This is a genomic window from Micromonospora sp. 4G55 (assembly GCF_016803375.1).
Genome location: NZ_JAEVHN010000003.1, coordinates 22152 through 46542, shown reverse-complemented (window position 1 = coordinate 46542; position 24391 = coordinate 22152). Strand labels below are relative to the sequence as shown.

17 protein-coding genes, 1 tRNA gene and 1 pseudogene are annotated in these 24391 nt (G+C 65.1%); 10 read left to right on the top strand and 9 right to left on the bottom strand.

The features are described from left to right. Positions 1 to 483: 483 nt before the first annotated feature. Both JNW89_RS00710 and JNW89_RS00705 read left to right on the top strand, forming a co-directional pair. A complete protein-coding gene (locus tag JNW89_RS00710; protein WP_238447180.1) occupies positions 484 to 1020 on the top strand; it encodes an alpha/beta hydrolase in 537 nt (178 codons plus the stop codon). Between the two features lie 150 nt (positions 1021 to 1170). Next, entirely contained in the window at positions 1171 to 1719 is a 549-nt protein-coding gene (locus tag JNW89_RS00705; RefSeq protein ID WP_238447179.1) for a GNAT family N-acetyltransferase, read from the top strand. A 411-nt stretch (positions 1720 to 2130) separates the two neighbouring features. Here the strand turns inward: JNW89_RS00705 and JNW89_RS00700 are convergent. Together JNW89_RS00700 and JNW89_RS00695 are read right to left on the bottom strand one after the other, a co-directional pair. After that, positions 2131 to 2933 (bottom strand): IS5 family transposase gene (locus tag JNW89_RS00700; RefSeq protein WP_238447178.1). Its coding sequence is split into 2 segments (ribosomal slippage): positions 2131 to 2603 and positions 2603 to 2933, totalling 804 coding nucleotides; the frame shifts between segments, so codons are not numbered across the junction. A 208-nt stretch (positions 2934 to 3141) separates the two neighbouring features. Next, the gene (locus JNW89_RS00695; protein ID WP_238447177.1) at positions 3142 to 3795 is read right to left on the bottom strand and encodes an HIRAN domain-containing protein; all 654 of its coding nucleotides are present in this window, start codon (positions 3793 to 3795) and stop codon (positions 3142 to 3144) included. A 1294-nt stretch (positions 3796 to 5089) separates the two neighbouring features. On the opposite strand from JNW89_RS00695, the gene JNW89_RS38425 reads away from it, so the two are divergent. From JNW89_RS38425 to JNW89_RS00685, 4 genes are all read left to right on the top strand, one after another. Next, entirely contained in the window at positions 5090 to 5515 is a 426-nt protein-coding gene (locus JNW89_RS38425; RefSeq protein WP_375155022.1) for a PIN domain nuclease, read from the top strand. A gap of 789 nt (positions 5516 to 6304) precedes the next feature. Beyond that, entirely contained in the window at positions 6305 to 6532 is a 228-nt protein-coding gene (locus tag JNW89_RS36375; protein ID WP_255540219.1) for a low temperature requirement protein A, read from the top strand. Then, positions 6484 to 7461, top strand: a complete 978-nt coding sequence (locus JNW89_RS00690; RefSeq protein WP_255540218.1) for a low temperature requirement protein A — start codon at positions 6484 to 6486, stop codon at positions 7459 to 7461. The genes JNW89_RS36375 and JNW89_RS00690 overlap by 49 nt, the downstream gene beginning before the upstream one ends. A gap of 614 nt (positions 7462 to 8075) precedes the next feature. Next, a complete protein-coding gene (locus JNW89_RS00685; protein WP_238447176.1) occupies positions 8076 to 8918 on the top strand; it encodes an alpha/beta fold hydrolase in 843 nt (280 codons plus the stop codon). A gap of 191 nt (positions 8919 to 9109) precedes the next feature. Here the strand turns inward: JNW89_RS00685 and JNW89_RS00680 are convergent. Beyond that, positions 9110 to 9229, bottom strand: a pseudogene (locus JNW89_RS00680) (IS5/IS1182 family transposase); the annotation flags it as partial. Positions 9230 to 9234: 5 nt separating this feature from the next. On the opposite strand from JNW89_RS00680, the gene JNW89_RS00675 reads away from it, so the two are divergent. Continuing rightward, positions 9235 to 9582: an integrase gene (locus tag JNW89_RS00675; RefSeq protein ID WP_238447175.1), complete on the top strand. Its 348-nt coding sequence runs from the start codon at positions 9235 to 9237 to the stop codon at positions 9580 to 9582. 146 nt (positions 9583 to 9728) lie between these two features. On the opposite strand, the gene JNW89_RS00670 is transcribed toward JNW89_RS00675, so the two are convergent. Both JNW89_RS00670 and JNW89_RS00665 read right to left on the bottom strand, forming a co-directional pair. Then, positions 9729 to 9801: transfer RNA gene (locus JNW89_RS00670), tRNA-Arg, on the bottom strand. A gap of 631 nt (positions 9802 to 10432) precedes the next feature. Continuing rightward, a complete protein-coding gene (locus JNW89_RS00665; protein WP_238447174.1) occupies positions 10433 to 10876 on the bottom strand; it encodes a hypothetical protein in 444 nt (147 codons plus the stop codon). 836 nt (positions 10877 to 11712) lie between these two features. Between JNW89_RS00665 and JNW89_RS00660 the strand changes: the two genes are divergently transcribed. Then, entirely contained in the window at positions 11713 to 15027 is a 3315-nt protein-coding gene (locus JNW89_RS00660) for a DEAD/DEAH box helicase (protein WP_238447173.1), read from the top strand. A gap of 929 nt (positions 15028 to 15956) precedes the next feature. Here the strand turns inward: JNW89_RS00660 and JNW89_RS00655 are convergent. Beyond that, on the bottom strand, positions 15957 to 17819 hold the full coding sequence (locus JNW89_RS00655; RefSeq protein WP_238447172.1) for a TOPRIM nucleotidyl transferase/hydrolase domain-containing protein: 1863 nt from the start codon (positions 17817 to 17819) through the stop codon (positions 15957 to 15959). 392 nt (positions 17820 to 18211) lie between these two features. Between JNW89_RS00655 and JNW89_RS00650 the strand changes: the two genes are divergently transcribed. Further along, positions 18212 to 18739, top strand: a complete 528-nt coding sequence (locus JNW89_RS00650) for a hypothetical protein (RefSeq protein ID WP_238447171.1) — start codon at positions 18212 to 18214, stop codon at positions 18737 to 18739. Positions 18740 to 18960: 221 nt separating this feature from the next. After that, positions 18961 to 20403, top strand: coding sequence for a tyrosine-type recombinase/integrase (locus JNW89_RS00645; protein WP_238447170.1), 1443 nt, complete (start codon positions 18961 to 18963; stop codon positions 20401 to 20403). A 134-nt stretch (positions 20404 to 20537) separates the two neighbouring features. Here the strand turns inward: JNW89_RS00645 and JNW89_RS00640 are convergent, their stop codons facing one another. The 3 genes from JNW89_RS00640 to JNW89_RS00630 form a co-directional block, all read right to left on the bottom strand. Then, the gene (locus tag JNW89_RS00640; RefSeq protein WP_238447190.1) at positions 20538 to 21833 is read right to left on the bottom strand and encodes a site-specific integrase; all 1296 of its coding nucleotides are present in this window, start codon (positions 21831 to 21833) and stop codon (positions 20538 to 20540) included. Between the two features lie 358 nt (positions 21834 to 22191). Continuing rightward, a complete protein-coding gene (locus tag JNW89_RS00635; protein ID WP_238447169.1) occupies positions 22192 to 22812 on the bottom strand; it encodes a hypothetical protein in 621 nt (206 codons plus the stop codon). 106 nt (positions 22813 to 22918) lie between these two features. Next, the gene (locus JNW89_RS00630) at positions 22919 to 23899 is read right to left on the bottom strand and encodes a hypothetical protein (RefSeq protein WP_238447168.1); all 981 of its coding nucleotides are present in this window, start codon (positions 23897 to 23899) and stop codon (positions 22919 to 22921) included. Positions 23900 to 24391: the final 492 nt, after the last annotated feature.

The following is a 24391-nucleotide window of genomic DNA, read 5'->3' as shown; positions in this document are numbered from 1 at the left end:
TGGCCCCCGGTGCTGCCACCCTCCATTCCGACCCCTTTCTTGGTCAACTCGAAAGCTGAGTCGCGGGTGCGAAGAAGCACAGGGCACCTTGCGGGATGAAGACCAAACGTCATCCGCTTCAGTCGGGGCGCACCGGGTACCCCCGTCGCGTTCACCCTGGCCGACCCCGCCGTCGCGCGCCTCCCATGCGGATTCGGCTCCTGCGCGGCGGCTTGAGCCGGGATCTGACCCTCTCTCGGGTCGACGCCAGGCTCACGCCGCGCCAGGACGCGCTCGCAGCCGAGCCCTGACACCTACGCCGGCGGGAGGCTGTCAGGCCGTAGCCGGCGGGGCAGGGCACGCCTCGGCGCGCACCGATCACCTGCCGTGACCTGCTCTCCGGCGCTGCAGTCCAAGCTTCACCCTTCTTGGCCCTCAGCGTCCGTCGCATCGGGCACGCAAGGGCACGCCGCGCACGGGCCGACTGTCAGTAAGGTCGTCCGCATGGCTGACGCTGTCGTGATTCCCGGTGCCTGGTTCGGACCGGGCGCTTCCCTGCTGATGTATGCGGGCGATGTGGCGGAGCAGCGGGGCGCAACAGTACATCGACACTCGTGGTCCCAGGAGTTTCCGAAGCCTGATCAGCCAGAAATCGAGAGCTGGGTTGGCGGTGAGATCGTTCCACTGATCGACACCATTAGCGGTCGCCCACTGCTGATCGGCAAGTCGCTCGGCACGAACGCGGCAGCGGTTGCCGCCGAAAGATCCTTGCCCGCCGTGTGGCTCACACCCTTGCTCACCCTGCCGTGGGTGGCTCATGCGTTGGGCCGCGCAACCGCGCCGTTCCTGCTGGTGGGTGGCACTGGCGACAAGCTATGGGACGGTGACATCGCCCGCCGGCTGTCGCCCCATGTGCTAGAGGTGGAAGGCGCGGACCACGGTATGTACGTACCCGGCCCGCTTACCGAGTCGATCGCGGTGCTCAGTCAAGTCGTGGTCGCCGTGGAAGAGTTCCTCGACGCTATTGGCTGGCCGAGCTAGTCACCTGGTCTCGCATCGCTGCTGGTACCTAGAAGCGCCGAATGACAGTGCGTTTAGGACGGAGAGCTCGGGCCAGAGAGCTGAAACCGGCCCCACCGGCGAGAAGCTCCTCCCGCTTCCGGTGGCTTGACCATCGGTTAATCTGCGCGCATGGCAGAGCTGGGTGCCGTCGTTTGGCCGTCTGCCCCGATCAGGACCGAGCGGCTCGTGCTCCGTGAGTCCGAGGCCCGGGACCGTGCGGCGTTCATCGAGCTGTTGGCCTCGCCAGAGGTGGGCACCTATCTCGGTGGCCCTCGGCCGCGTGACGAACTCGAGCGCGAGATGGCTGAGGTGCCCGGGCGGCGCCCTGGCCTTTTTGTGGTCGATCTCGACGGAGCGATGATCGGCATGGTCACGCTCGAGCGGCGCACAGTAGGTCCTCCGGGTCGAGTCCGTCCGGAGTCGGGGGAGGTCGATCTCGGCTACCTGTTCCTGCCGGAGGCATGGGGATACGGGTACGCCGCCGAGGCGTGCGCGGCGGCGCTCGCCTGGTTCGCCGACGCGCTTCCCGGCGAGCCGGTGGTGCTCTGCACCCAGACCGCCAATGACAGTTCGATGCGCCTTGCGGCGAAGCTGGGGTTCACCGAGGTGGAGCGGTTCGAAAAGTACGGCGCCGAGCAGTGGTTCGGCGTGTGTTCCCAGGTCACTCCGTCTGGTTGAACTCCTGGTCGACGGCGCGGCGGATCCACGACGAGACCCAGCAAATCATCGCTCACTTCACGACAGCGACCCCGACGTCTGACAGGGGCGCACGTGCACCGGCCAGCCCACTCATCGGCATGACAGGGCGTTGCCTCGGCGGCCATCCGGTCGCCCCTGGCTTGCTGGATCTGTCGCGCATCACTGGGCGGAGCTGCGTCGCACATCAGTTGTCGGATCACACTCGCGCTGCCTCGGAAGGGCGACGAACACCACCAGTAGGAGGTCGCCCAGCACCTGGACGCGAGCAGGGCGAAGGTGGCGAGGCGATCGGGCACGCAAGCCCCGGAAGGCGGAACAGTTGATCGGTGATCACGGTTTGACCTGGTGCCCCCGGCAGGATTCGAACCTGCGACACACGGTTTAGAACTCCTAACTCTTTGAGCGTTGGAGCCGTCTCCAGCAGATGATGGCGCAGGCGAGGGTGAGGAAGGCTTCGTGGATGTCGTCGCGGATCTCCCAGCGGGTGCGTAGCCGGCGGAACCAGTGCAGCAGGGCGATGGTCTGCTCGACTACCCATCGTCGGGTGCCGAGGCCGGAGCCGTGGGCGACGCCGCGTCGGGCGATGACCGGGGTGATGCCCCTGTCGCGGAGCTGGCGGCGGTAGATGTCGTAGTCGTAACCCCGGTCGGCGTAGATCCGCTCGGGTCGCTGCCGGGGTCGACCGCGGATGCCCTTGATCCGGGGAACCTTGTCGATCAGGGGCAGTAGTTGGGTGACGTCGTGGCGGTTGCCGCCGGTCAGGGTCGCGGCGAGGGGGATGCCGCCCGCGTCGGTGATGACGTGGTGTTTCGAGCCTGGTTTGCGGCGGTCGACCGGGCTCGGGCCGGTTTTGGGCCCCCTTTGAGCGCCCGGATGTGGGAGCCGTCGATCACCGCCCGGGACATGTCCAGTTGACCGGCGGCACGGAGCTTGCCCAGCAGGACCTCGTGCAGTCGCTGCCACACGCCGGCGTCGTTCCAGTCCCGTAGCCGACGCCAGCAGGTCATCCCCAACCCGAGCCCGAGCTCCTGGGGCAGATACTCCCACGGGATCCCCGTGTAGAGCACGAACAAGATCCCGCACAACACCTTGCGGTCATCCAGCGGCTTACGGCCCGGGAACCGGTGCCTGCGCGGCGGACGGGGCGGCAGCAACGGCTCGATCTCGGCCCACAGGTCGTCCGAGACAATCACGGCGGCTGCTCACCTCGCCTCACGGCCGATCACTGTAGTTGATCGTCCACGAAGGACAGATCTACACGTCCGCGTAGATCATTCTGTTAGGAGTTCTTAGGAATGGTGGAGCTACTGCTACGGCGCCACTCGTCCTATCAGGGCCTACGCCCGGCTACTCGTCGGCGAGGCGTCTGATCATTCCGTGTATATTCCTGATCTTGTTGGGTCACCTCTCGTGGGCGGGCCGGGGCGCGCCCGCCGGACGTGGGCTCAGCACGTGGCGCAGCACATCGGGACTCGCCGCCAAAATGGCCACTTGATCACACCCGACGCCGGAACGTGTACCCCGGATCGAGATGGCCTCAATCTCGGCACCCGAGTCAATCAGCTTCGCCAGCGTGCGGGCCTTTTGCTTGTTGACGTACGCGGCCATGTACTTTCCCGTGGCGTCGTACACCGCCACCGCGTTTCGGTCGTAGGGGTTCTCCGGCTCGCGGACGAGCCGCACCGGCTCGCCGGGGTAAAAGTTACCCGCCCGACACTCGGCCTCGTGGTGAGCTTCGCCGCGTAGCTGGGAAACATAGATGCCGGCGCGAGGCAGCCGGCGATCCGTCGGCCCGACGAGAAGGCCGGTACCGTCCTCGCAGAGCCGCAAGACATGCTCGCCGCCGGTGTCCCGGTACGAGATCAGGCGCAGCGTAGGTAGACCGTTCCCACCAACGAACCGATTAGGGTTGCCGCCCTGCGGCACATACCAACTGTCCGGCAGGCCGTCGTGCACTACCGCCTGGCTCGGTACGGCATCAACCGGCGTAGCGCGCTGCGCGGCTTTCTGGCTCGCCTCGTCCAGCCGCTCGGTCTTCCGGAACAGCTTGTTCATGAAACCCATCGGCACACACTGTCAGTCGACCCGCCTGTCCTCTACCCCGAGCCCCCTGCCGCGTCGGATACCCGACCACTCAACCTCCGGCAGCGGTCGGGGGCGAGCCAGCGAACACCGCTGCACCGCGCTCGGTCGGGCATAGACCGCCCCTCAGGGGCGGCTGTCGGGCGTGCAGATCGTGGATCACTGGCCATCATCGGGCTGAAGCCCAGCCGCAAGAAGAGGCCAAGTCGTAGTCTGGGCTCGCCCTCAAGACCATGCGACACTAAGTCATTAGAGGGTGGAGCCAGAGGGGGACCAGAAGTGGGCGCAGCCGAGGCCAAGGCGGCATTCGCACGTGCTTACGCAGCCGGGGAGGAGCCACGGCTAGTCTCTGTAGCGCCTTCAGGACGCGATGAGATGTGGGTATTGGGCGACGTAGCCTTCATTCTCCCAGTGATTCCTACAGATTCGCCCCCGGAACTTGAGTACGCTCTACGGCTCCGGCGGGAAGCATCGCTGACGGGCGAGTGCGATCAATGTGGTGCGGCTCTGGGTCTGGGCTCCACCACGACACTTGGAAGTGGAAACTTCTCTGAGGGCTTCATCCCACACCGACGCAACTGCCCCGCCCATGATGCCAACGTCCAACCTCTTCTTGATGCGCATTACACCGAACAAGAGGGCAGGTCTGCGGCCGAGGCGATTCGGCAGGCGAGTAGTCGGACGAAGGCTAAGCTTGAAGAGGTTCTACCAAAGAGCCGGATCTCCATTGAGAACACGGAACAGCAGCAGCAATGGGCCGAAGGATTGATTGAGGAAATCCTCGAAAAGGACGAGCGGTGCGATCATTTGAGGGCTCGGCCAATCCAGACGTGGACTGTTCTGCTCGGTACATCCAAGTTCTTATGCGATGAATGCTTCGCCTACCTCCAAGCGTCCATAGTCAAGGGGTGGCGGCTTCCCCTGATCGAAGACAACACCTGCGACCGCTGCCGGCGTTATTCGTCGTCGCTCTCACCACTTGTCATTCGGGTATCAAACTTCGTACTGCGAGGCGGGCTTTGTCGTAGGTGCACCACTCAAATAGCACCAAACGCTGACCTAGGGGGTGACTTGACATGACGAAGACAGTCGAGGGCGTAGAAGAGCCAACTCTTGAAGAGGCTCAGAAACTTCTTGGCACGAAGTCCAACCGGGACACAGTAAATGCTGCGCTACGGGAAGTGGTAAGGCGCAAACTAGTAGAGCAGTTCTTCGCGGATATGAGCGCACGGGATCCCAAAGAACTAGAAGAGGCGCGGGCGGCGGCGTGGCGATAACTCCTCAGTACCTGGTAGACAACAGTGCGTGGAATCGCCTCAAGTATGATTCCGTCAGCGCTAGACTCCGCCCTTTGGTGGATGCTGGTTTAGTTGCCACTTGCGGCGCACTTGAAGTTGAAGCGCTATATTCCTCCCGTAACGCCGAGGAGCATAACAAACTACGCGCTCAACGTTCGGCCATCTTCTCGTATGTTGACACCGAAGAGACCGACTGGCAAAGAGCGCTAGAGGTGCAACACCTGCTTACGAAAAACGCTCAGCATCGGGGACCCAAGGTTCCTGATCTGATCATAGCCGCCGTGGCCGAGAGGCATAGCTTGACCCTCTTGCATTACGATTCGGACTTTGACCGTATAACGGCGACAACAGGCCAACCCGCCGACTGGGTAGTCCCGAGAGGTACCGTCAATTAGTCTGAGCATTTGCACGTCAAGCCTGGATTGACTCGCGAGTTGACGTATTCCGGCACGAACGCTGAGGCCGTGGTGGGGATGCGGCGCGAGCTTCAAGGGCAGGCCCCCGCCTGCCGGCAACGCCGGCCCGAGGGGTCGCAGAGGCTCCGAGGTCAAGGGCGGCCCGCAGGGCGTCGCGCAGCGACGCGAAGCGCCCTTGAGGTCGGAGGGGCGGCCCCACATCCTCCGCGCCGCATCCCCACCACGGCCGGCGGTGACTCGCCCTACGTCGCGGCGGTGCGACGGCCGACGCGCCCGGCCGGCTGCCGGCCCACGAACCTCAACCACTCTCGGCGCTACCGTCTGCGGCGGCCCCAGGCTTTGCGCTCTCCGCGCCAGCCGCCGGGCGTGTTGCGTGGCCGGAGTCGGAGCGCCAGCGAAGCGACGGACGCGCGCCCAGGCGGCGGCGCGTGCGGCCCGTCAAGGGCCGCCTTGAAGACGTACAGAAACTTTGAACAACCTCGCCGGCAGCCGGCTGTCCGATCTCAGGACCTGCGTGGCATATCGGTATCAGCACCTGGGTGACACTCCGCCCTCCGTAGCACCGGCCGACGCTTGGCCAAGGTCGACCAGCTAATCCGAACCCGCGGCTTCAGTTGGTGGGCGAAACTCCGTCGACTGTCGCTTCCCAAGATCGCGCTAGGTGCTCTGCCGTGGCGAGCGGCTTCATCGTTCCTGGCTCGTTTGGATGGAGTGATACGAGAGGAAGCGCCATGACTATGTTGGGACTCTGCGTCGGGCTGATGACGGATGGATGAGCCGGGCGGCGAGCGGCTCGTACGCGAGGGAGCCGGCTGGATGCGGGCGAGCTTCCTGGAGCTGCTCTTCGATCTTGTCTTCGTGTTCGCGCTCAATCAGGTCAGCTTGCGGCTGGTCGACGACTTCAGCACCGGGCACGAGCTCCTGATCGGTGAGGCTGCCCCGACCTGTTGCTGTTCCTGGCGCTCTGGGTCCTGTGGCTGTCGACGGTCGCCTTGACCAGCCGACGACGTCCGGATCTGCTGCTGGTCCAGATTCTCGTGTTCATGTCGATGGCCGGCGCCGTGGTGATGGCCGTCGTGGTACCGCAGGGGTTCGAGCAGCGGGCTCTCGTCTTCGCCGGCGCATATACGGCGGTCCGGATAAGCCGCCTGCTGCTCCTCCTGATCGTCCGCCGTCAAACGGACCCCGTGGCGATTGCCGTGAGCGCGGTGCTGTGGATCGTGGGCGCGCTGGTGCCCGACCAGGGTCTCCGCGCCGTGCTCTGGGCCCTCGCGCTGGCCATCGGCTACGTCAGGGGCACGGCCGCTTTTGAGCGATTCGCTGGCGTACCAATCGCGGGTGAGCACGTGGCCGAGCGGTTGCAGCAGTTCTATTTGATCACGTTAGGTGAGGCGATCTTCGTGGCTGGCAAGGGGCTCAGCGCCAGTGACTTAGGCACCCCGCATGTGGCCGGGTTCGGGCTTGCGTTCGTCGCCATCGTGCTGCTCTGGCGGGTCTATTTCTACCGGGCCGGCGCGACCCTGCCGCTGGCCATCACGGGTGCTCGGAACCCGCTCCGGCAGTCCGTGGCGGTAGCCGGGACTCACCTGCTCATGATCGCCGGTGTCTTCCTGGCCGGTGTCAGCTTCGAGCTGTACATCATGCAGCCGCTCGGCCGGCCGGAACCGAACTGGCTCATCGCCATCCTCGGCGGGCCCGCGCTGTTCTTGGCCGGTCGGTCACTCCTCGAACTGCAGGCCTTCAGCCGAATCTCCCGATCGCGGCTGGCCGGCCTGCTCGCCCTGGGCCTCCTGATCCCGGCCACCTGGCACCTGCCACCCCTGGCCGCCGGTGGCGCCGCCGCTGCCGTATTGGCCGGAGTCGCCGGCTCGGACGCTTGGCGCGCCCGCGGCCGCGCACCCGAGGCACCCGCCCCACGGATCTGACCCACCACGGAATCCCGGTCCTTCACGGGCGAACCGTCAGGGCCAGGGATCAGACGGGCCTCAAGAAATACGCAACGTCAAAAGGTCATCTAGCCGGACGTGTCACCCACGTCCCGAGACTGATCTGTCACGCAGGTCCTGAGACCCGACCTCGCCGGCAGCCGGCTGTCGTACTCCGCTTGATGCGTTACACGGTGGCTTCACTTGATGCGTGACACTCCGCCGAGTGCTGGTGGAGTTGTGACCATGACAGAGCAGCGGTACCGGGCTGTGTTGGAGGTTCAGGCCGGGTGCCGGTGACCGGGGTGGCTGAGCGGTTCGGGGTGTCCCGGCGGGCGGTGCACCGCTCGGTTGGCTGGTATCGCGATGAGGGCCCGGACAGCGACGCCGATGCGGCTTGTCGTTGACCGCTGCAGACCATGATCGGCCCTGGTTTGGGGCACGCGGAGGACCGCCGACCATGAACATCGCGGCGTCGCGTGTGCCTCGTCGAGGCACCTACCTGGGTTGCCGACCGATGAGTTCTGCGGCGGAAGGTGGTCCGTCTACTACGGGCCATCGCGATAGTTTTCTGGCGCTGTCTTGTACCAGCTTGTGAATCAGAAGGAGCGGAGATGCGGATCAAGGTCAACGGTGTCGAGTTGTGCGTGGAAACCTTCGGGGACCCGGCGGATCCGCCGGTGCTACTGGTCGGCGTCACCATGCTGAGCTGGCCGGATGAGCTGTGCACGGCGCTGGCCGAGCGGTATGTGGTGCGCTACGACCTGCGCGACGCCGGCCAGTCGACGTTCGTCGACCCGGACGCGCCCACCTACGACCTGCGCGACCTGGTGACCGATGCGTCCGAGCTGTTGGTGGCGCTGGATCTGGGGCGTACGCACGTGGTCGGGATGGGCGTCGGAGGTTTCATCGCGCAACTGCTCGCGCTTGACCATCCCGACCAAGTTGCGTCGCTGACCCTGGTATCCGCCCGTCCGGTCGCGCCCGGTCCGGTCGATCCCGACCTGCCAGACCACGCGCCGGAGATGATGGAACAGATGTTCGGGCGTCCGAAGCCGGACTGGACCGATCGCGCCAGCGTGGTCGAATACATGACCGGTTCCGCGCGGCTGGTGTCCGGGTCGCGAGGATTCGACGAGCAGGACGTACAGGCGGCTGCCGGGTCGGTGTTCGACCGAGCAGGACGGACGGCGAAGGCGCAGCGTGCGAGCCACCTCGGCAGCATGTTCGCGGCCATCGACTGCCAGCCGCGGTGGCGCGAGCGACTCGGCGAGATCACCGCGCCGACCCTGGTGGTGCACGGGGACGAGGATCCGTTCTTCCCGCACCGGAATGGGGTGGCCCTGGCCGCGGAGATTCCGGGCGCCACGCTGCTCACACTGCCCGGCATCAGCCAGGGCGTGCCGCGGGTGACGTGGCCGGCCGTCGTGGACGCCGTGTTGCGCCACACCTCCTGACGGACGAGGAGCCGCGTCGGCCGGCGACCGGACGTCGTACGACGCCGCGGGTCGTGGCGGCGCTCAATGAGATGTCGCTACTGGACCGCGACCTCCGGGAGCTGCTCCACCGCTTCAACGTCCTATGGTCCGCCGCCCGTGCCCGCCGGGTCCGACCGTCGCACCGTGACTAGGGCCTATGTCGAAGTCGGCTACAGCCACTCGTTGATGGCCGCGAGGTGGATGGTGGCTTCGTAGCGCACGGCCAGCTTATCGAAGCGGGTGGCCACGGCGCGGTTCCGCTTGAGCCGGTTGATGCCGCACTCCACGGCGCCGCATGTTCCGCAGCGAGCGGGGCAACGTCGTTGCCGCCTCGACCTACTCCCGCGTCTGGGAGGAGGCACGGCGGTTGGCGCTGACTCCGCGTCTGGTCGACTCCCCGCTAGCCGGACGGCCGTACGACCTGCGGCACGCTGCAGTTTCGCTGTGGCTCAACGCTGGCGTTCCGGCAACCGAGGTCGCCGAGCGGGCCGGCCACTCCGTCGACGTCCTGCTCAAGGTCTACGCCAAGTGCATCGATGGGGAAGAGGCCACCGTCAACGGCCGGATCGACGACGTGCTGACCGGCATGGCTTGGCCCGTAAGATGGTCGCCATTCCGGATCTTGCCCTGGCCACCCGGCTGACCCGTCAGACGACTCCAAGATTATTCCGCGCGTATTCCGCGACCTACGACAAACGGTCGCTTCCAGTGACCTACGGCTGCACATGTCAACCAATCGAGCGCCACGCATATTGCCAGCTCAGGTAGCGTTTTCGCTGATCTTCGAGGTGCCCCCGGCAGGATTCGAACCTGCGACACACGGTTTAGGAAACCGATGCTCTATCCCCTGAGCTACGAGGGCGCGATGGCCCAGCTTACCTGCCAGCCGATAGCCATGAGTTCCCAGGAGTGCCCACCCGTGCTCACCGCTGGCAGCCGCCGCTGCTCCGACCAGTGGAGCACACACCGAGCATGCGATCATCGCCTGGCAACGCCTGGTACCCACCGCTGCCCGACACTGACCAGAGCTACCCGAGCCTGCCCATGACTCACCGAGCAAGTTCCGAGCGCTACCATGGGCGTTCCTGCGGCGGCGGGGGCGCGCAAGGTCGGCGCATGCGGCGAGACGCGCCAACGGCCCTCCGGCCGAACCTTCTGATCCGTAGTCCGATCCCGTCGAGCCCAATCATCCAAATAGCACTCTATGCCAAACCCGATCCGGTCACAACCTCCCCAGTCCGCCCACGTCCGGCTAGGTTCTGGCTGGTCCAGGCGCTGCGCGTGGCCAACATCCGCAGCCATCGATCGGTGAGGAGGTCACGGGATAGCCGTGAAATCCGGCTGAGTCCCGGTACGTCCGTGCCAGTTCCCCGACGTCCGAGCAGCCACCGAGCAGCCATGGATCGCCCACTCACGTCCTACGTGCGGCGGCGGCTCGGCCTCACCCCCAGTGCCGGCGGCCCGTATCTCGTCCGCCCCGATAGTCACATCGGCTACCGGGCCGGCGGCACGACCTGACCGGTCCGGTGACCTACCTGCAAGGCTGGCTCCGCGCAACTTCTGTCACGACCGTGCCCGTCGAGTAGCTGCAGCCCGCCGGTCAGCCCCGGGAGCTCACTGCCCGGCGGTTCGGCGGCCTGTCTGAGCGCCTGGCGCAGGCGCCGGATCGGCGGAACACCCGAAACGCCGGTGTCGTCGCGGTAGAGCCGGCACGCCAACGCCGGACGGTGATGGGCTTCGGCGAATGGATCCCGACCATCGATGAGAACGCTGGGTGAGCCGACGAAACCGAGTTGCTCGGCGTCAGCCTCGCTGGTTACCACCCGGACGGCGATCCGCACCGTCGACAGGCCCACCTCGTCGAGCGCGCGACGCACCACGGCGGCGGCCAGTCCTTCATTCGGGCAATCCTCAACCACCAGCAGTTCCACCTTCACCCGCCCATCGTGCCCGGCAGCCGAGGGGGTCGGCCAGCACGCCGACGGGCGCAGCGTTCGGCGAGCAGCGGCAGGTAGCTCGGGATGCTGCTGCCGGCGACTCCTGGCCGGACTTGGTTTCACGCCGATTTGAGGCAGCAGCAGGCTCGGCCAGGCAGGCGCTATCGATCGCGGCGGTCGTGTCCACCCGGTCATGCATGAACAAGATGAGGGCGACTCGGGTATCCCGCCAGATTGTGTAGCCGAGCAGTTGGTCGACGGCCTCGGCGAACTTGACGGGGCCATGCTCGCTTTCGGCATAGATCCTCTTCCCGGCGTCGCAGCCGCAGCTATCAACACCGCCGGCGTCGGGCCCTTCACCGGCGGATCGCCGACCCCGACACGCCGACAGTCGCTATGGCGCAGATCACGTTTTAGTCCAGGCTCAGGGTCCACTGTGGCAAGTTATCCACAGGATGCGGCTATCTATCCACATCCGAAGGATCGAACATCTGTCCAGCAAAGTCCCTGGCCAGAGACACAGTCGCATACCATGCGTAACGGCCACGCTGAGTTATCCACCGCTCTACGCACAAGTCCTTCCACAAGATGCAGGCCAGCGGGTGCCCCGCGAACCAGGATCTTGGGTGATGACCTGCTTGAGATACGACTACGCTGCGTGCTCTACTGCTGAAACACGACGACCCGGCAAGGTGCCGGGTCGGGCACCTCATCCGGGTCGGCGTTCTACTTGGCGGTAGGTCGGCGACGATACCACTGTGCCCCGGTTTGTGCGAGCGGACCGGGGAGGGTGAGTCCTTTCTGGGGTGCCGTGTGCGGACCTGGAAGGATTGAGCATGGCGAACCGAGCCATGGGGCCGGCGACGCCGGCCGAACCCAAGCGGCATACCGCTGAAATGAAGATCGCCGGAAGATCCAGCGTGCATGTGCAGGTCGACGTTCCCGACGAGTGGGCGCTGGTCACAATGGTGGGTAAGCATCTTGTCCGGCGCCTCCATCGCCCCGGCTTCTCGCTGGCTGGCGAGGCGGAGTCGGTCTCGGTCGGTCGCGCGGACCGGCTGCTCCGTCTCGATTCCGGTCTCGTCATCGTCAACCGTGCCGAACAAGCGCCGGCGGCCAGTGAGCGCGTGCTCGTCAGCCGGGTGCCTCTGCGCGAGGTCGCGGACGGCGCGTCCTTGTCGCGCGATGATTTGCGCTGGGCCACTGGGGCATCGCCGCAGCCAACCGCTGCGGATCTGACGGCAGTCAGGGACAAGGTTCTTGAGTCTTGGCGCGATCAGTTCCGATTCCGCGACGCTACTGGTGAGCGGCGTGGACTGCGCGGTGCGCAGCTGGGGGCGCTACACGGACTCCTGGCGCACTGGAGCGTCTCGGACGAGACGGCTACGGTGGTCCTGCCGACAGGCACCGGTAAGACCGACACGATGATCGCGTCACTGATCGCGGAAAGAACCGCGCCGCTGCTGGTCGTCGTGCCGACACGATCGTTGCGCGGACAGATCTTCCGCAAGTTCGTCACGCTCGGGGTGCTGCCCGAGGTCGGCGTGGTCCCAGCGGACATTGCCCTGCCGACGGTAGCCCTGCTGCAGGGTCGCATCGTTGACCTTGCTGAGGCCGATACTCTGCTAGCCGGCTGCCACGTGCTGCTGACCACTATGGCCGCGATCGTGAAGAGCCCGGATGAGGTACGCGAGAAGCTGGCAACCGAGGTCAGCCACCTGTTCATCGACGAGGCCCATCACGTCCCGGCCCGGACCTGGTCCGACTTCCGCGAGGCGTTTCCCGCCCGACGCGTGGCGCAGTTCACCGCGACACCGTTCCGGGGGGACAACAAGCTGGTGCCGGGCCGGGTCGTATACCGGTATCCGCTGCGCAAGGCCCAGCAGGATGGCTACTTCCAAACGATCCGGCTCCGGCACGTCTTCGACTACGACCGGGCCGAGGCCGATGCGAAGATCGCGGAAGCGGCTGTCGACCAGCTTCGGCGTGACCTCGCCGATGATTTCGACCATGTGGTGATGGCCCGGGCTGCGACCATCGCTCGGGCCGAGATGCTCGTCGAGGTGTACCGGCGAGTCACTGACCAACCTGTGGTGGTCGTGCACGGCCGGATGGGAGCCCGTGACCGGAAGGCAGCGCTGGATGCTGTCGCGTCACGGTCAGCCCGGATCGTCGTCTGCGTGGACATGCTCGGTGAGGGATACGACCTACCGGCGCTGAAGGTCGCCGCGCTGCACGATGCCCACCGGGGTCTCGGCGTGACGCTGCAGTTCATCGGGCGGTTTACCCGCACCGCCGAAGGCATCGGTCCGGCAACCGTCGTTGCGAACACCGCCGACCCGAAGATCAGTCAGGCGTTAGAGGAGTTGTACTCCCAGGACGCCGACTGGAACGTGCTCCTTCGAGACCTCACCGACGGGGCCGTCGGCCGGCACCTGCGCCGGGCCGAGTTCCTCGACGGCTTCGACGACGCGCTCGGCAACATCGCCATGCAGAACATCCAACCGCGGGTAAGCGCGGTGGCGTACCGCGTCCCCGCTGGTACCTGGCACCCGCGGCGGCTCGTCGATGCGATCGGCGCGGACCGGTTGCACTTCTCGTCGATCAATGCGGCCGAGAATGTTGCCGTCGCCGTCCTGCGTGAGCGTGAGCCGGTGAGATGGGGCGAGATTGGCACGCTGCAGGACGTCGTCCACGACCTCGTCATCATGTTCTTCGACCGCCAGAACGGTCTGCTGTTCGTGCACAGTTCCGACACCCGCCGGTACCACCGCGACTTGGCCGAAGCTGTGGGAGGAGAGGGTGTCGAACTCGTCCAAGGCATGCAGGTGTTCCGGATCCTGCACGGAATCAACCGGCTGATCATCGCCAACCTCGGGCTGCGACACGCTCTGGGCCGCTCCGTGCGCTACACCATGTACGCCGGCGGCAACGTCCACGAAGGGCTGACTGAGCAGAACTTCCACAACAAGATGACCTCCAACCTGTTCGGGTTCGGGTTCGCCGACGGTGACCGCGCGAGCGCCGGAGGCTCCTACAAAGGCCGCATGTGGTCCTACCGGATCGCCGAGGACATCTCCGAGTGGGTCGCCTGGTGCCGACACGTCGGCCGCAAGTTGGTCGACGCGTCCATCGACCCGGCGGCGTTCCTCCGCACCACCATGCGGGTCGAGCCGATCACGACCAGACCGGAAGGGCTAGTTCCGCTGGCCATCGAGTGGAGCGCCAACGTCTGGATCCGCAACGAGGACACCCTCATCTTCCGGTTCGGCGAACACACCACGACCTTCCTGGACATCGGCATCGACATCGTCGACCGCTCTGCCGACGGCCCCCTGCGCTTTCGCGTGTTTACAGACGAGCACGAGTCCCGCTTCGAAGTCGTCCTCAGCGACCGCGGCGCCGCATTCACCCAGCTGTCGGGTCCTGCCGTCGCCGTCCGCCACGGCCGAACCTTCATCCCGCTCGCAGCCTGGCTCGACGAAGAGCCGCCGATGATCCGGTTCCACGACGGTGCGCAACTCGTCCGAGACCTGCTCATCTCCGCCCCCACCGTGGAGCGCCCGTTCGACGACAGCCGGATCGACGCCTGGGACTGGACCGGTATCGATCTGACCAAGGAGTCCCAGCGAGCCGAACGCCGACCCGACTCCATCCAACGACGCGTCATCGAGCACCTGATGGCCCAGCCGTACGACATCATCTTCGATGACGACGACACCAACGAGGCAGCCGACATCATCGCCCTCCGCGTCGCCGACGAACGGCTCGTCGTCCGCCTGTTCCACTGCAAGTACGCCCACGACGGCCGACCAGGCGTCCGCGTGGGCGACCTCTACGAAGTCTGCGGCCAAGCCCAACGCAGCGTGCACTGGAAGGGCGACCGAACTCGCCTCATCCAACACATGATCCACCGCGAAAGCCTGGCCCGCCAACGCCACCGCACCCGCTTCGAACGCGGCAGCCTCGAACAGTTGGCAGCCATCGCACGGCGCCTGCGCGACCTCGACCCCGACTTCGAGATAACCATCGTCCAGCCAGGGCTACAGAAAAGCAGCGTCAGCGACGGCCAGCGAGATCTCCTCGCCGGCACACAGCTCTACCTGTCCGAGACCTACGCGGTACCGCTCTCGGTCATCGCCAGCGGGTAACCGTGTGCGGTCACCAGAACAGCCCTTGGTTATTGATGTTCTTCCCTAGACAAGAAGATCATCGGCCAAGGGCTGTTTCCGTGATCGGCCGGGGCCACCAACCCGCCGCCGCAGGTTAAAGATCAAGTTAGTCGACACCGAATCCAGCTCTGAAAAGCTCGCCGAAGAACTCCTCGCACTGACGAAGATGAACGGGAATCGGACGCAGCTCGACGCACGCTTACCGACCACGCTGCGAACGGCGGACCGCGTCGGCGAGTCCTTCGCCATCTGGGCCCACGCGACCGGCCACAGGGAAGGCACGCCTACTACATGTGGCCAATCCTGCGGCCAGATGGGAGGCTCTCCCGTAGCTGGCCCGCAGGGCCAGCTGTCGCCTACATCGCTCCCGTGTCAACAGAACCATGGCGACGCCAGGATCCCAGGCGCAATGTGCGGGAGGGTCAGTGACGAGCGTCCTGGCCGCTCAGGAAGTCTTGGTGGCGTCGCCGCGAAGCCGATGGCATCTCCAAGGTCAAACCACCAAGCGCAACTCTAGAAGAGTCGTAGCCTTCTCCGCCCACGACTGCCTCGGCTGGACTCGCGCGTCCGGCTAAGAGGAGCGCGAGCGCAGCCAAACGACTGCCGTGCACCTCTCGTCGGGTTTAGCCTGCTTTAGGAGGCCGGTGAGCAGGCACAGAGAGATCGAATTCTGGAAAACGTCGTACCCACGTGCGACCGTGGACATCAGCAGGTCGAGGGGAGGAGCTGCCGTGACGCCCACCCGCCATCAAGTTCGTCACTCTACGCCCCCTCTGCCGAATGCGTGCCGCTGGTGCGGTTTTCCGCAACGCGAGCATGGGCAGCGATGGACCCCTTCGAAAAGTTGGCACAATTGGGAGCCCCCCACGCCGCGACAGCGGAAGGCGCGGCTGCTGTCGCGACGGGCACTAGGCATCTAGGCTTGCAAGCTTCTCCAACTGCGAAAAGAGATCTCGAAGCTCCTGAGGAACCTCGTCCGGGCTCTTCAAACCACGTGCCATCTCGTACATCATCTCGGTTTTAGAAGACGGACCAGAGGAGCTGCCCGTCTTAAACATCTCTAGGAGTTCAGAGCTAAACTTCCCATTTCGAGCGGCTTCTATTTGGGTCGATAGCCATCTGGTCGAATCGTTCCTTGGCCACACTGCATTTGCTAGTTGTGCCCACTGCTCATTCGAGAAGATTGTCTCAAGCTCTTTGTCCGGACCGCCGATGAACCGAACATGCTGATCTATAGTGAGCCCCTCCTTCGCGAGGTTGGCGTCACTGAAGATGCGGAGCCTTTGGCTGTCGGCATCGATTGCCAGAAGGACTTGCCTTCCGGTGCGCGCCAAATAACCCACGAACTTCAGAGCGCCCTCATTATTGTGGCAGCCGATGATTACGATTCCAGCTGACTGGACTGAACGGCCGGTTGACAATCTGAACATCAGTGGGAATGAGTGTTGCTCGGTGGGCCCTTCCACGCCGACGAAGCAACGTTCATGCAGGAGGACGGTGTTCCGCAATCCAAGAGCGGCGGCGATGTCCGAAAGAAACCTGGAATTTTCGGCGTCGTCGAGATCATGAAGAAGCGTGTCTGCCACCGTTCGTTCACCGTCAAGATTTAGGTGAACAATATCCTCGATTGACGCGCCATCAATGAGGTTCATCGAGTGGGTGGCGATCATCATGGACACACCCGGGACATCGCACTGCTCGCGGATCAGCTTCATGACTCGTCGCTGCTGCAAATAGTCGAGGTGTGTATCTGGCTCGTCATAGGCGATGACAACATCCTGGAACTCATCCGACTTGGCGTGACCGGTTGCATCCTTCTTCAGGATTTCGCTGGTCCACTCCCAGATCGCTAGGCTGATTCGCCTTGCCCGGCCGGCGCCGACAGCGCTGAGGCTTACCTCCTCGCCAGATCTTCGCGCTAGCTTCAACTTTGTCGAGCGGAGTCCAGACGTAAAGGAGACCGAAGGTTCAATGTCAACAAGCACAAGGTCGGTGCATCGTTCCTGGATGTGTCGAATCAAGCCCTGGGCGTCTTGCCGAACACGCCTGCTCAGCTCCTGCTCCAAGTCGTGGACCTGCTGTTTGAGGTCGTCATCTTGGAGGTGGATCTTATAGCGGCTTGTAAGCGCCGCCTTCACGACCGTCTCGGCTGCATCCGCATCGCCAAAACGAAGGAAGCGCGGGAGGCGTCCTTTGGCCTCTTGGCTTAGGGGCGCCCAATCTTCCACACGTGGACTGGTAGCCGCGTATTTCTCTAGGGCTTCCAGCCAGGTGCTCTTGCGGCGCGTGTCGCCTCCTACCTCCAACCCAATATCACTCGCTACGCCCTTTAGTTCCGTCAGTGGCTTTGACTCAAGATCGCGTAGACGTGGATCCGCAGCAACGTCAGCAAGTAACTCGATTCTCGTCGACTGATCCGATGAGTACGTCCTCCTAATTCGCACGCGATGTCCCAGGCCGAGATCTTCTTGTTCTCGATCCGAGAGCTCGAACTCTCCCTCTACCGAGATTGTTGGGACCCTCATGTCCGGCTCGTAACCGTCAGTGCCAGTGCCCGAGTCGTCCGCTTCCGAAGGCTCGGCGTGCCGGGCTTCGTACGTCCGATCCTCGTCAATGGGGTGGTAGGCACCTAGCAGAAACGCAAGGGCGTCCAAAGTTGCGGACTTTCCGCTGTCGTTGTGCCCCGTCAAGATCGTCGGGTTACGTACGGGGATTGGGCCTACCTTCCCCAAGCTTCGAAAGCCTGTAACCGTCAGCGAGACGGGACGCATCACGCCCTCCTTGGGTGGTCGCCTTGAACGCAGGTAGTCGTTACGCGCATGCAGCAGGCATCGCAGCTCTTCGGTCGACGTGTCGTGCCGCAGGATGTTGACTCGGTCCTTGACCGTAGCGGAAAACCTACTGCTCCCGTTGCAACAACGCCGGACTCCGGGCGAGGTATCGTGCCCGCTAGCAAGGTTCATCAATACTTCGGTGGGAGTCCCACCCACGAGAAAGCCCAGAGTGATCACACAAGTGCGAAGGGTGAGTGGGGCCGAAGAATTGTGTGTGGATACCACGAATACCGACAGAGCGGTTATATCGGACTTTACGTATCTGGTCTCACGCATACTGTTTATGGCATTTTCGGCGGTCTCTTCTGTTGGGAGCGAAGGTTATGGCTATGGTCTTCGAGGACTTGGATGATGAAACGCGCACCGTGATGGTGGATGAAGTGCGCAGTGACATTCAACGCGCAGCCCTCTATCTGAGTCCTCGTCTGAATTCTTTGGGCACCCGTCGGTGGCCGGTTCTTCTTGAGGAGGCATGTTGGTCGGGTTCGCCCGAGTCGCTCGGCTCCGCGGTCGAAACGGAAAGCCTTCTTGTGTCTCACGAAACCGCCTCGCGGAACGGTAGGTCATACACCAAGCGTGTTCCGGTGAACGCTGCGAGCACTCTGGCTGAGGGTGAGTTTGTCCGCTTCTACATGAGAGCAGTGTGTCTGCGCGCTGTTGCTTCCCTCGCCAAGGTGCAGGTTTATAGGGCCAAAGTTGTGGCGAACTCGCGGCCGGAGTCTGAGATGAAAGTCGGCAGTCTTGTAAACCCCGACGCTCTCCTATCTGATCTCCGTCAGAACGTCGGGATTAATACGGTTCTCGGCCTGCCTCCGGGGCCGAACTCGGGCCTTTGTATTCGCCTCGTCGCACTCTGAGGTGATCGCTCAAACTTATCTCCAGCGTACGGGTAGATGAAGCAGCGGTCGTGCGCTAGACGCGACCACCTGTCCGGTCCCCTGACCCGAACAGAACCGCCGATTCTTTTCGCTCTGAACCACTCACAATCGGCCAGATTCGTGAGCCAGCCCGGAATGCGCCTTTCACCCCACTGTCCCTGGGTCAAGGTATGGCCACCATCGACAAAGGGAGAAAAGCGATGAAAAGCCACGGTGCGATCGTGAAGCGGTGCGGCTGCCTGGACCCGGTCACCAGGCGTGCGCTGGGCAAGAGTTGCCCGAGGTTGTCGGAGCGTGACCACGGGAGTTGGTACTTCCACTGCTCCACGAGGAATCTGCTCGGGCAGGCGGAGCGGGTACGCCGGGGTGGGTACGCGTCGGAGGCGGCCGCGCGGCGGGCCCGTGACGAGTTCCTGGTCCTGTCGCGGGAGCAGCAGGCCGGCAGGTCGTGGACGGTCGACAGGTGGTTGCGGTACTGGCTGTCAACGAGGACCCGGATCCGGCCGACGACGAAGATGCACTACACCCGCGACGTCGAGCGTTTCATCATCCCGCACATCGGGCATCTGGTCCTAGGGGACCTGACCTCCCGGCAGCTCAACGCGGCGTTCACGCAGATCGCCGCCACCTGCAACCGGTCCGGCCAACCCCAGACGCCCTGCACGCTGCAGCACGTCCACACCACGCTACGCGCCGCGCTCAACGCCGCGGTCCGCGAGGGCCTACTCGTAGACAACCCGGCCCGCCGGGTCGAACTGCCCGCCCAGGAACGTCCCCTCGCGCAGCTGTGGACCGAAGCCCGGGTCGCCGAATGGGAAGCCACCGGTCAGCGGGCGTCCGTCGCGGTATGGACCCCGGCCCAGCTCGCCGCGTTCCTCGACTACGTCCGCGACGACAACCTGTTCGCCCTGTGGTGGCTGATCGCCCTACGCGGCCTACGCCGCGGCGAAGCCGCAGGCCTCCGCTGGACCGAAATCGACCTACACGCGCGCCACCTGTCGATCGTGCGGCAACGCACCACCGCCGGCTACGACGTCCACGAAGGCCCACCCAAGTCCGCGACCAGCCGACGCGCCATCGCCCTCGACCGGCACACCGTACGAATCCTGCGCCAGCACGCCGAACGACAACGCCAACACCGAGCCGCGCGCACCGGGGCAGGGAAGGTCTGCCACGACAGCGGCTACGTGTTCACCAGCCCCGACGGGCTACCCGTCCACCCCGGCTACCTCACCCAACGCCTCCGCCTCCTCGTCGACCGGGCCGGGCTACCCCCGATCCGGCTGCACGACCTCCGGCACGGCGCCGCCACCCTCGCCCACACCGCCGGCGCCGACCTCAAAACCATCCAGCACCAGCTCGGCCACGCCACCATCCGCATCACCGCCGACACCTACACGACCAGCCTGCCCGCCACCCAGCACAAAGCCGCCGAAGCCACCGCCCGCCTCGTCCTCAACGCCGGCAAACCCGGCGCCGAGATACGGCGGCCCGCTGGATGTCGCGACGCCGCAACGCGGTGCCCGACGACCGCCGAGAAGACGAAGCCAGCCGGCGACACCCGCGCAGCGCAAAGGCGGTCCAAGACAAGGGACCAGGTCACGCCGACGGGCCGGAGTAGGCGGGCACGCGAAAGCCGGTGACGATCTCGTCACGGGCTGCCCGGGGAGGCGGGAACATGTCCCTGCCTCCCCGGGCAGCCCGACCGATTCCGGCGACGCCCAGCCGCACCTGCCCACCCCACCGCAGGGTGCGGTGACAGCGATCGCCAGGACAGTCAGGCCTGCGAGGCTCCCTCCAGCGACATGCGGATCTTCGCGTGCGACAGCAGCAGCTCTGCGCTCGCCCGCACCGCTTCCTTGGCCATCTTCTTGAACACGTAGATGTACGTCTCGGCGGTGGTGACCGGGCTGGCGTGGCCCATGTCGTGCTGGATCATCTTCAGGTCCACCCCAGCCGCCGAGGCCAGCCCCGCGGCCGCGTGCCGCAGGTCATGCAACCGCACCGGTGGCAGCCCCAGCTGCTTGACCAGCTTCGCGAACCGGCGGGTCAGCCAGTCCGGGCTTACCGGGCGCCCGTTCGCGTGGACGAAGACCCGTCCCTTCGGATCAACACCGCCACGGCGGCGCCGCTGCTCATGCCACAACTCCCACAACAGCTTCACGGTCGCCTCGTCGAGAGCCAGTGTCCGCACCCCCGCCGCTGACTTGGGCGGGCCGAGGTGCTCCCGCCCGCCGATCACGATGACCTGTTCCCTGATCGTCAACTCTCCTGCGGCCAGGTTGATGTCCTCCCAGCGCAGGCCCGCCATCTCGCCCCGGCGCGGGCCGCGCAGCGCCACCAGCCACCACAGCACGAACAGCGGATCATCGCGCACCGCCTCAAGGAACCGCGCCAGGTTGTCCAGGTCCCACACGGCCACTCGCGGGCGCACGCCGGTCTCCCGCCACACCGCCTCGTGCTCGTCATCCCAGACCACAGCGTGCGGGCGCGCCCCGTTCGGTAGCCGCAGATTCCGGGCGGGATTGTGGCCGACGATGCCCTGCCGTCTCGCCTCCGACAACGCGCTGCGCAGCACGGCCCGGATCCGGCTCACGCTGCCCGGCGAGATCAGCCGGCCGCCGCGCACGACCTGACGGCAGATCGCATCCATGGCCCGCTGAACGGTCTTCGTACGCAACTTGCTCAACCGATAGAAGCCCAGGTGCGGGATCAGGTACTTCTCCACGACGCTGCGGTAGTTGAGCACCGTCGTGGGCCTCAACCGGCCCTCCAACTCCGACAGCCAGAAATGCAGCCAGCGCCGCACCGTCCAGGTCCGCGCCACCGCCTCCGGCCCCGGCAACTGGGACAGTTCCCAGCAGGCCCGTTCCGCCTCCGCCAAGGTGGCGAACCCGCCCCGACGGACCCGATCACGACCGCCGTCAACAGCGGGGACCTGCAACGAGAAGTACCAGCGACCGTGGCTGAGGTCCGCCAGCCGCTCGCAGCGACCGCCGAACTGCTTACCCGTCTCTTCGTCGCGGCAGCCACACCGCCGGTACACCCGACCCAGCCCATCCGAGGTGCGCATCAGCACCCACCCCAGAAGCCAGCCTCAACAACCAGCGAAGTCCGCAGCCGAGCTGGCCGTGGGTCCGCGACCGGCCCAGCAAGCCAGCAACCGGACCTTCCTCCACATAAGTTCATAATCGTCTCTCAATCAGATGAGATCCGACTACGAACCGAGGTCAGGAGTTCGAGCTCCTTCCAGCGCGCCTACCTGACGAACCCGCTGCGCCGCCAGACAGATCAGCAGCTCAGCGATGCCGTGCGAGCCCAAGAACGTGTGCCACAGCCGTGACTCACACGTGACTCACACGACGACAGGGAAGATAGCCAATCGGCTATCTTCCCTGGTCAAATAAGCGCGCCCGAAGGGACTCGAACCCCTAACCTTCTGATCCGTAGAGGTAGCCGATTGGGCCACCGCTGGCAACGGCGACGCGGCTGTTCATAATCTGCTTCGCCAAATCACGAAGGTGAGCCGGCGTTCTCTGAGGGTACGTCCGGCGCATTCCCGGGTGAACGCGCGCGATGAGCTGGCCGGCATAGTGGTGCCGCGGAGCCTCTTCACCGTCGCGGTACTTCTCACCGACTCGACCGGTGATGCGGTAGACCGCGACTGGAATGGTTGCCACGGTGACGGCCAGGAGAACGTTGTCGAGGATGCGAGCCGGGTCCGAACGCCACCAGCGGAGGCTTGTCTGTTCGAGCTCGTCGTCAGTGTGGTCGACGTGGAAGCCGATGAACTGCCGGTCTTCGCCGGGGTACGCATCAGCGCGAGCGTCCGTGCGGAGCACGGTGAGTTCTCCCACGGTGACTCGAAGGCGCTGACGAGCGGCGAGTTCGTTAACCAGGGCTCCGGTGATCGGCAGTTCGAAGATGCCAGCGCGGACCAACTTGTCGACACCCCCAGGATGCAGACCCAGCCGGCCTGCAGCCTGAGCACGGGTGAGTGTGGCCGTCGGTGTGGCAGGCGTTGGGTGCGGGGCGAAGGTGGGCAGACTCACGAGTCGAACCTCTTTCGGCAGAGAATGAGCCCCGGGCCTCGGCGGCCCCTGGGCTCAGGAACTCCTTGACTCTACCGTGCGTTGTTCGGAGGCACTATCCCGAAGGCTAATGCAGCTCATCGTCATGATCGTTCCCGACGAGCTGCAGCAGCCGGTCACGATATGCCTCCCACAGCGGCAGGGCGCCGGCGGCAAGCACTCCGAGTGAGAGGGTGACGAGTTGTCGGACGCGCGGCCGTGGGCGCGGGCTGAGCATGACCGTGCTCGCTATTGGCCACATCGGGTCAGCCTGCAGCGTCCGGATCATCTTGCTGTCGAAGCGGTTGAGGGGCCCCGGGTCGGGACGGGACCCAGCGAGATCTAGTGCTCCGACGAGGAGGACGATGGTCTGGTAGGCGGCGATGATCGTGATGGCCTGGACGGCGCGGCTGATCGTCTCGATGTCGGCTGTAGCAGCGGTCCGGCGCAGGGTCTTGAGCGACACTGCCTCCGCGATGCTGCCAAGAGGATCCTCGCCCCGCAGTTCGGCGTCACGCTGTACGCGCCGCAGTTCCTCGCGCTGCGCGTCAGTCATTCCGAGTAGACCGAAAATCTCGATTACGTCGTCGGCCAACGCCTCGTCACCGTGGCTCAAGGCGTGCAGGAAACCCTGAGCCGCTGCCCGCCGCTGGTCGGGTGATGGACTTGCAGGAGCGTCCTGACCGTCGAAGGCGTCGATGAGCTCCTGCCAGCTGATCACCTGGAGGTCTGGGGCCGCCCGCTCCGCGATGCTGTGGCGTGCCTGCCATCCCTCGTCGGTGTCGCCGAGGTCTGCATGGGTGCGGCGGGCAAGGTCATCCAGCGCGGCCTTCAGGGCGCGGCGCACGTCATGCTCGTCCACGGGATGGCCCATGCCGAGCCGTTCGATCGCATGGTTACCGACCCTTCGTGATCCACGTCTAGACCCTTTTGCCAGCGCGATCGCCAGGTTGAGGGTTGACTCATCGGGTTCCTCGGAGGCGACACCTCGACCGCGGCCGAGGCCACGCCGAGCCGGTCGGGGTAGATCGCCGCTGGTGCGCCACCGCTCAATCTGGTAGCGGGACACCCGCACACCACGACGGGCAAGAGCGTCGATGAGAGCGGCGGTAGCGCCACCCACTGGTCCCCGGGGCACCGGCTACACGTTACAACCCCGCAAACTTTGAGTCTGTAAGGAATTTTGTGCGTGGCGTAATCGAGTGGTAAGCCCGTTCGGTCAGGCAGCCGGCGGGGGTTGGGGCGTGGTTGGTGAAGGAGACGAAGTGGCGGCTGGCGAAGTGGCAGCAGTGACGGCGATCGGGGTCATGGCTGGCCTGTGTTGCCTGGTGGCGATCTGCCTGCGCGGCACCACACCCGGCGAGCGGCCTGGAATCTTGCGCGCGCTCGCGGAGGTACTGGGCAGCGTCTGGCCGTGGGGCGGATCCGGACGACACCCGGGAATCGGCCAAGGCGTCACGCGCACCCTCCCCACTGACCAGGCGCTCGTACCGCGGTCGAGGCGGCGCCGCACGGGTCACGATCGCGCTCAGTGCTGAACTCGATCTCGATTGCAGGCACG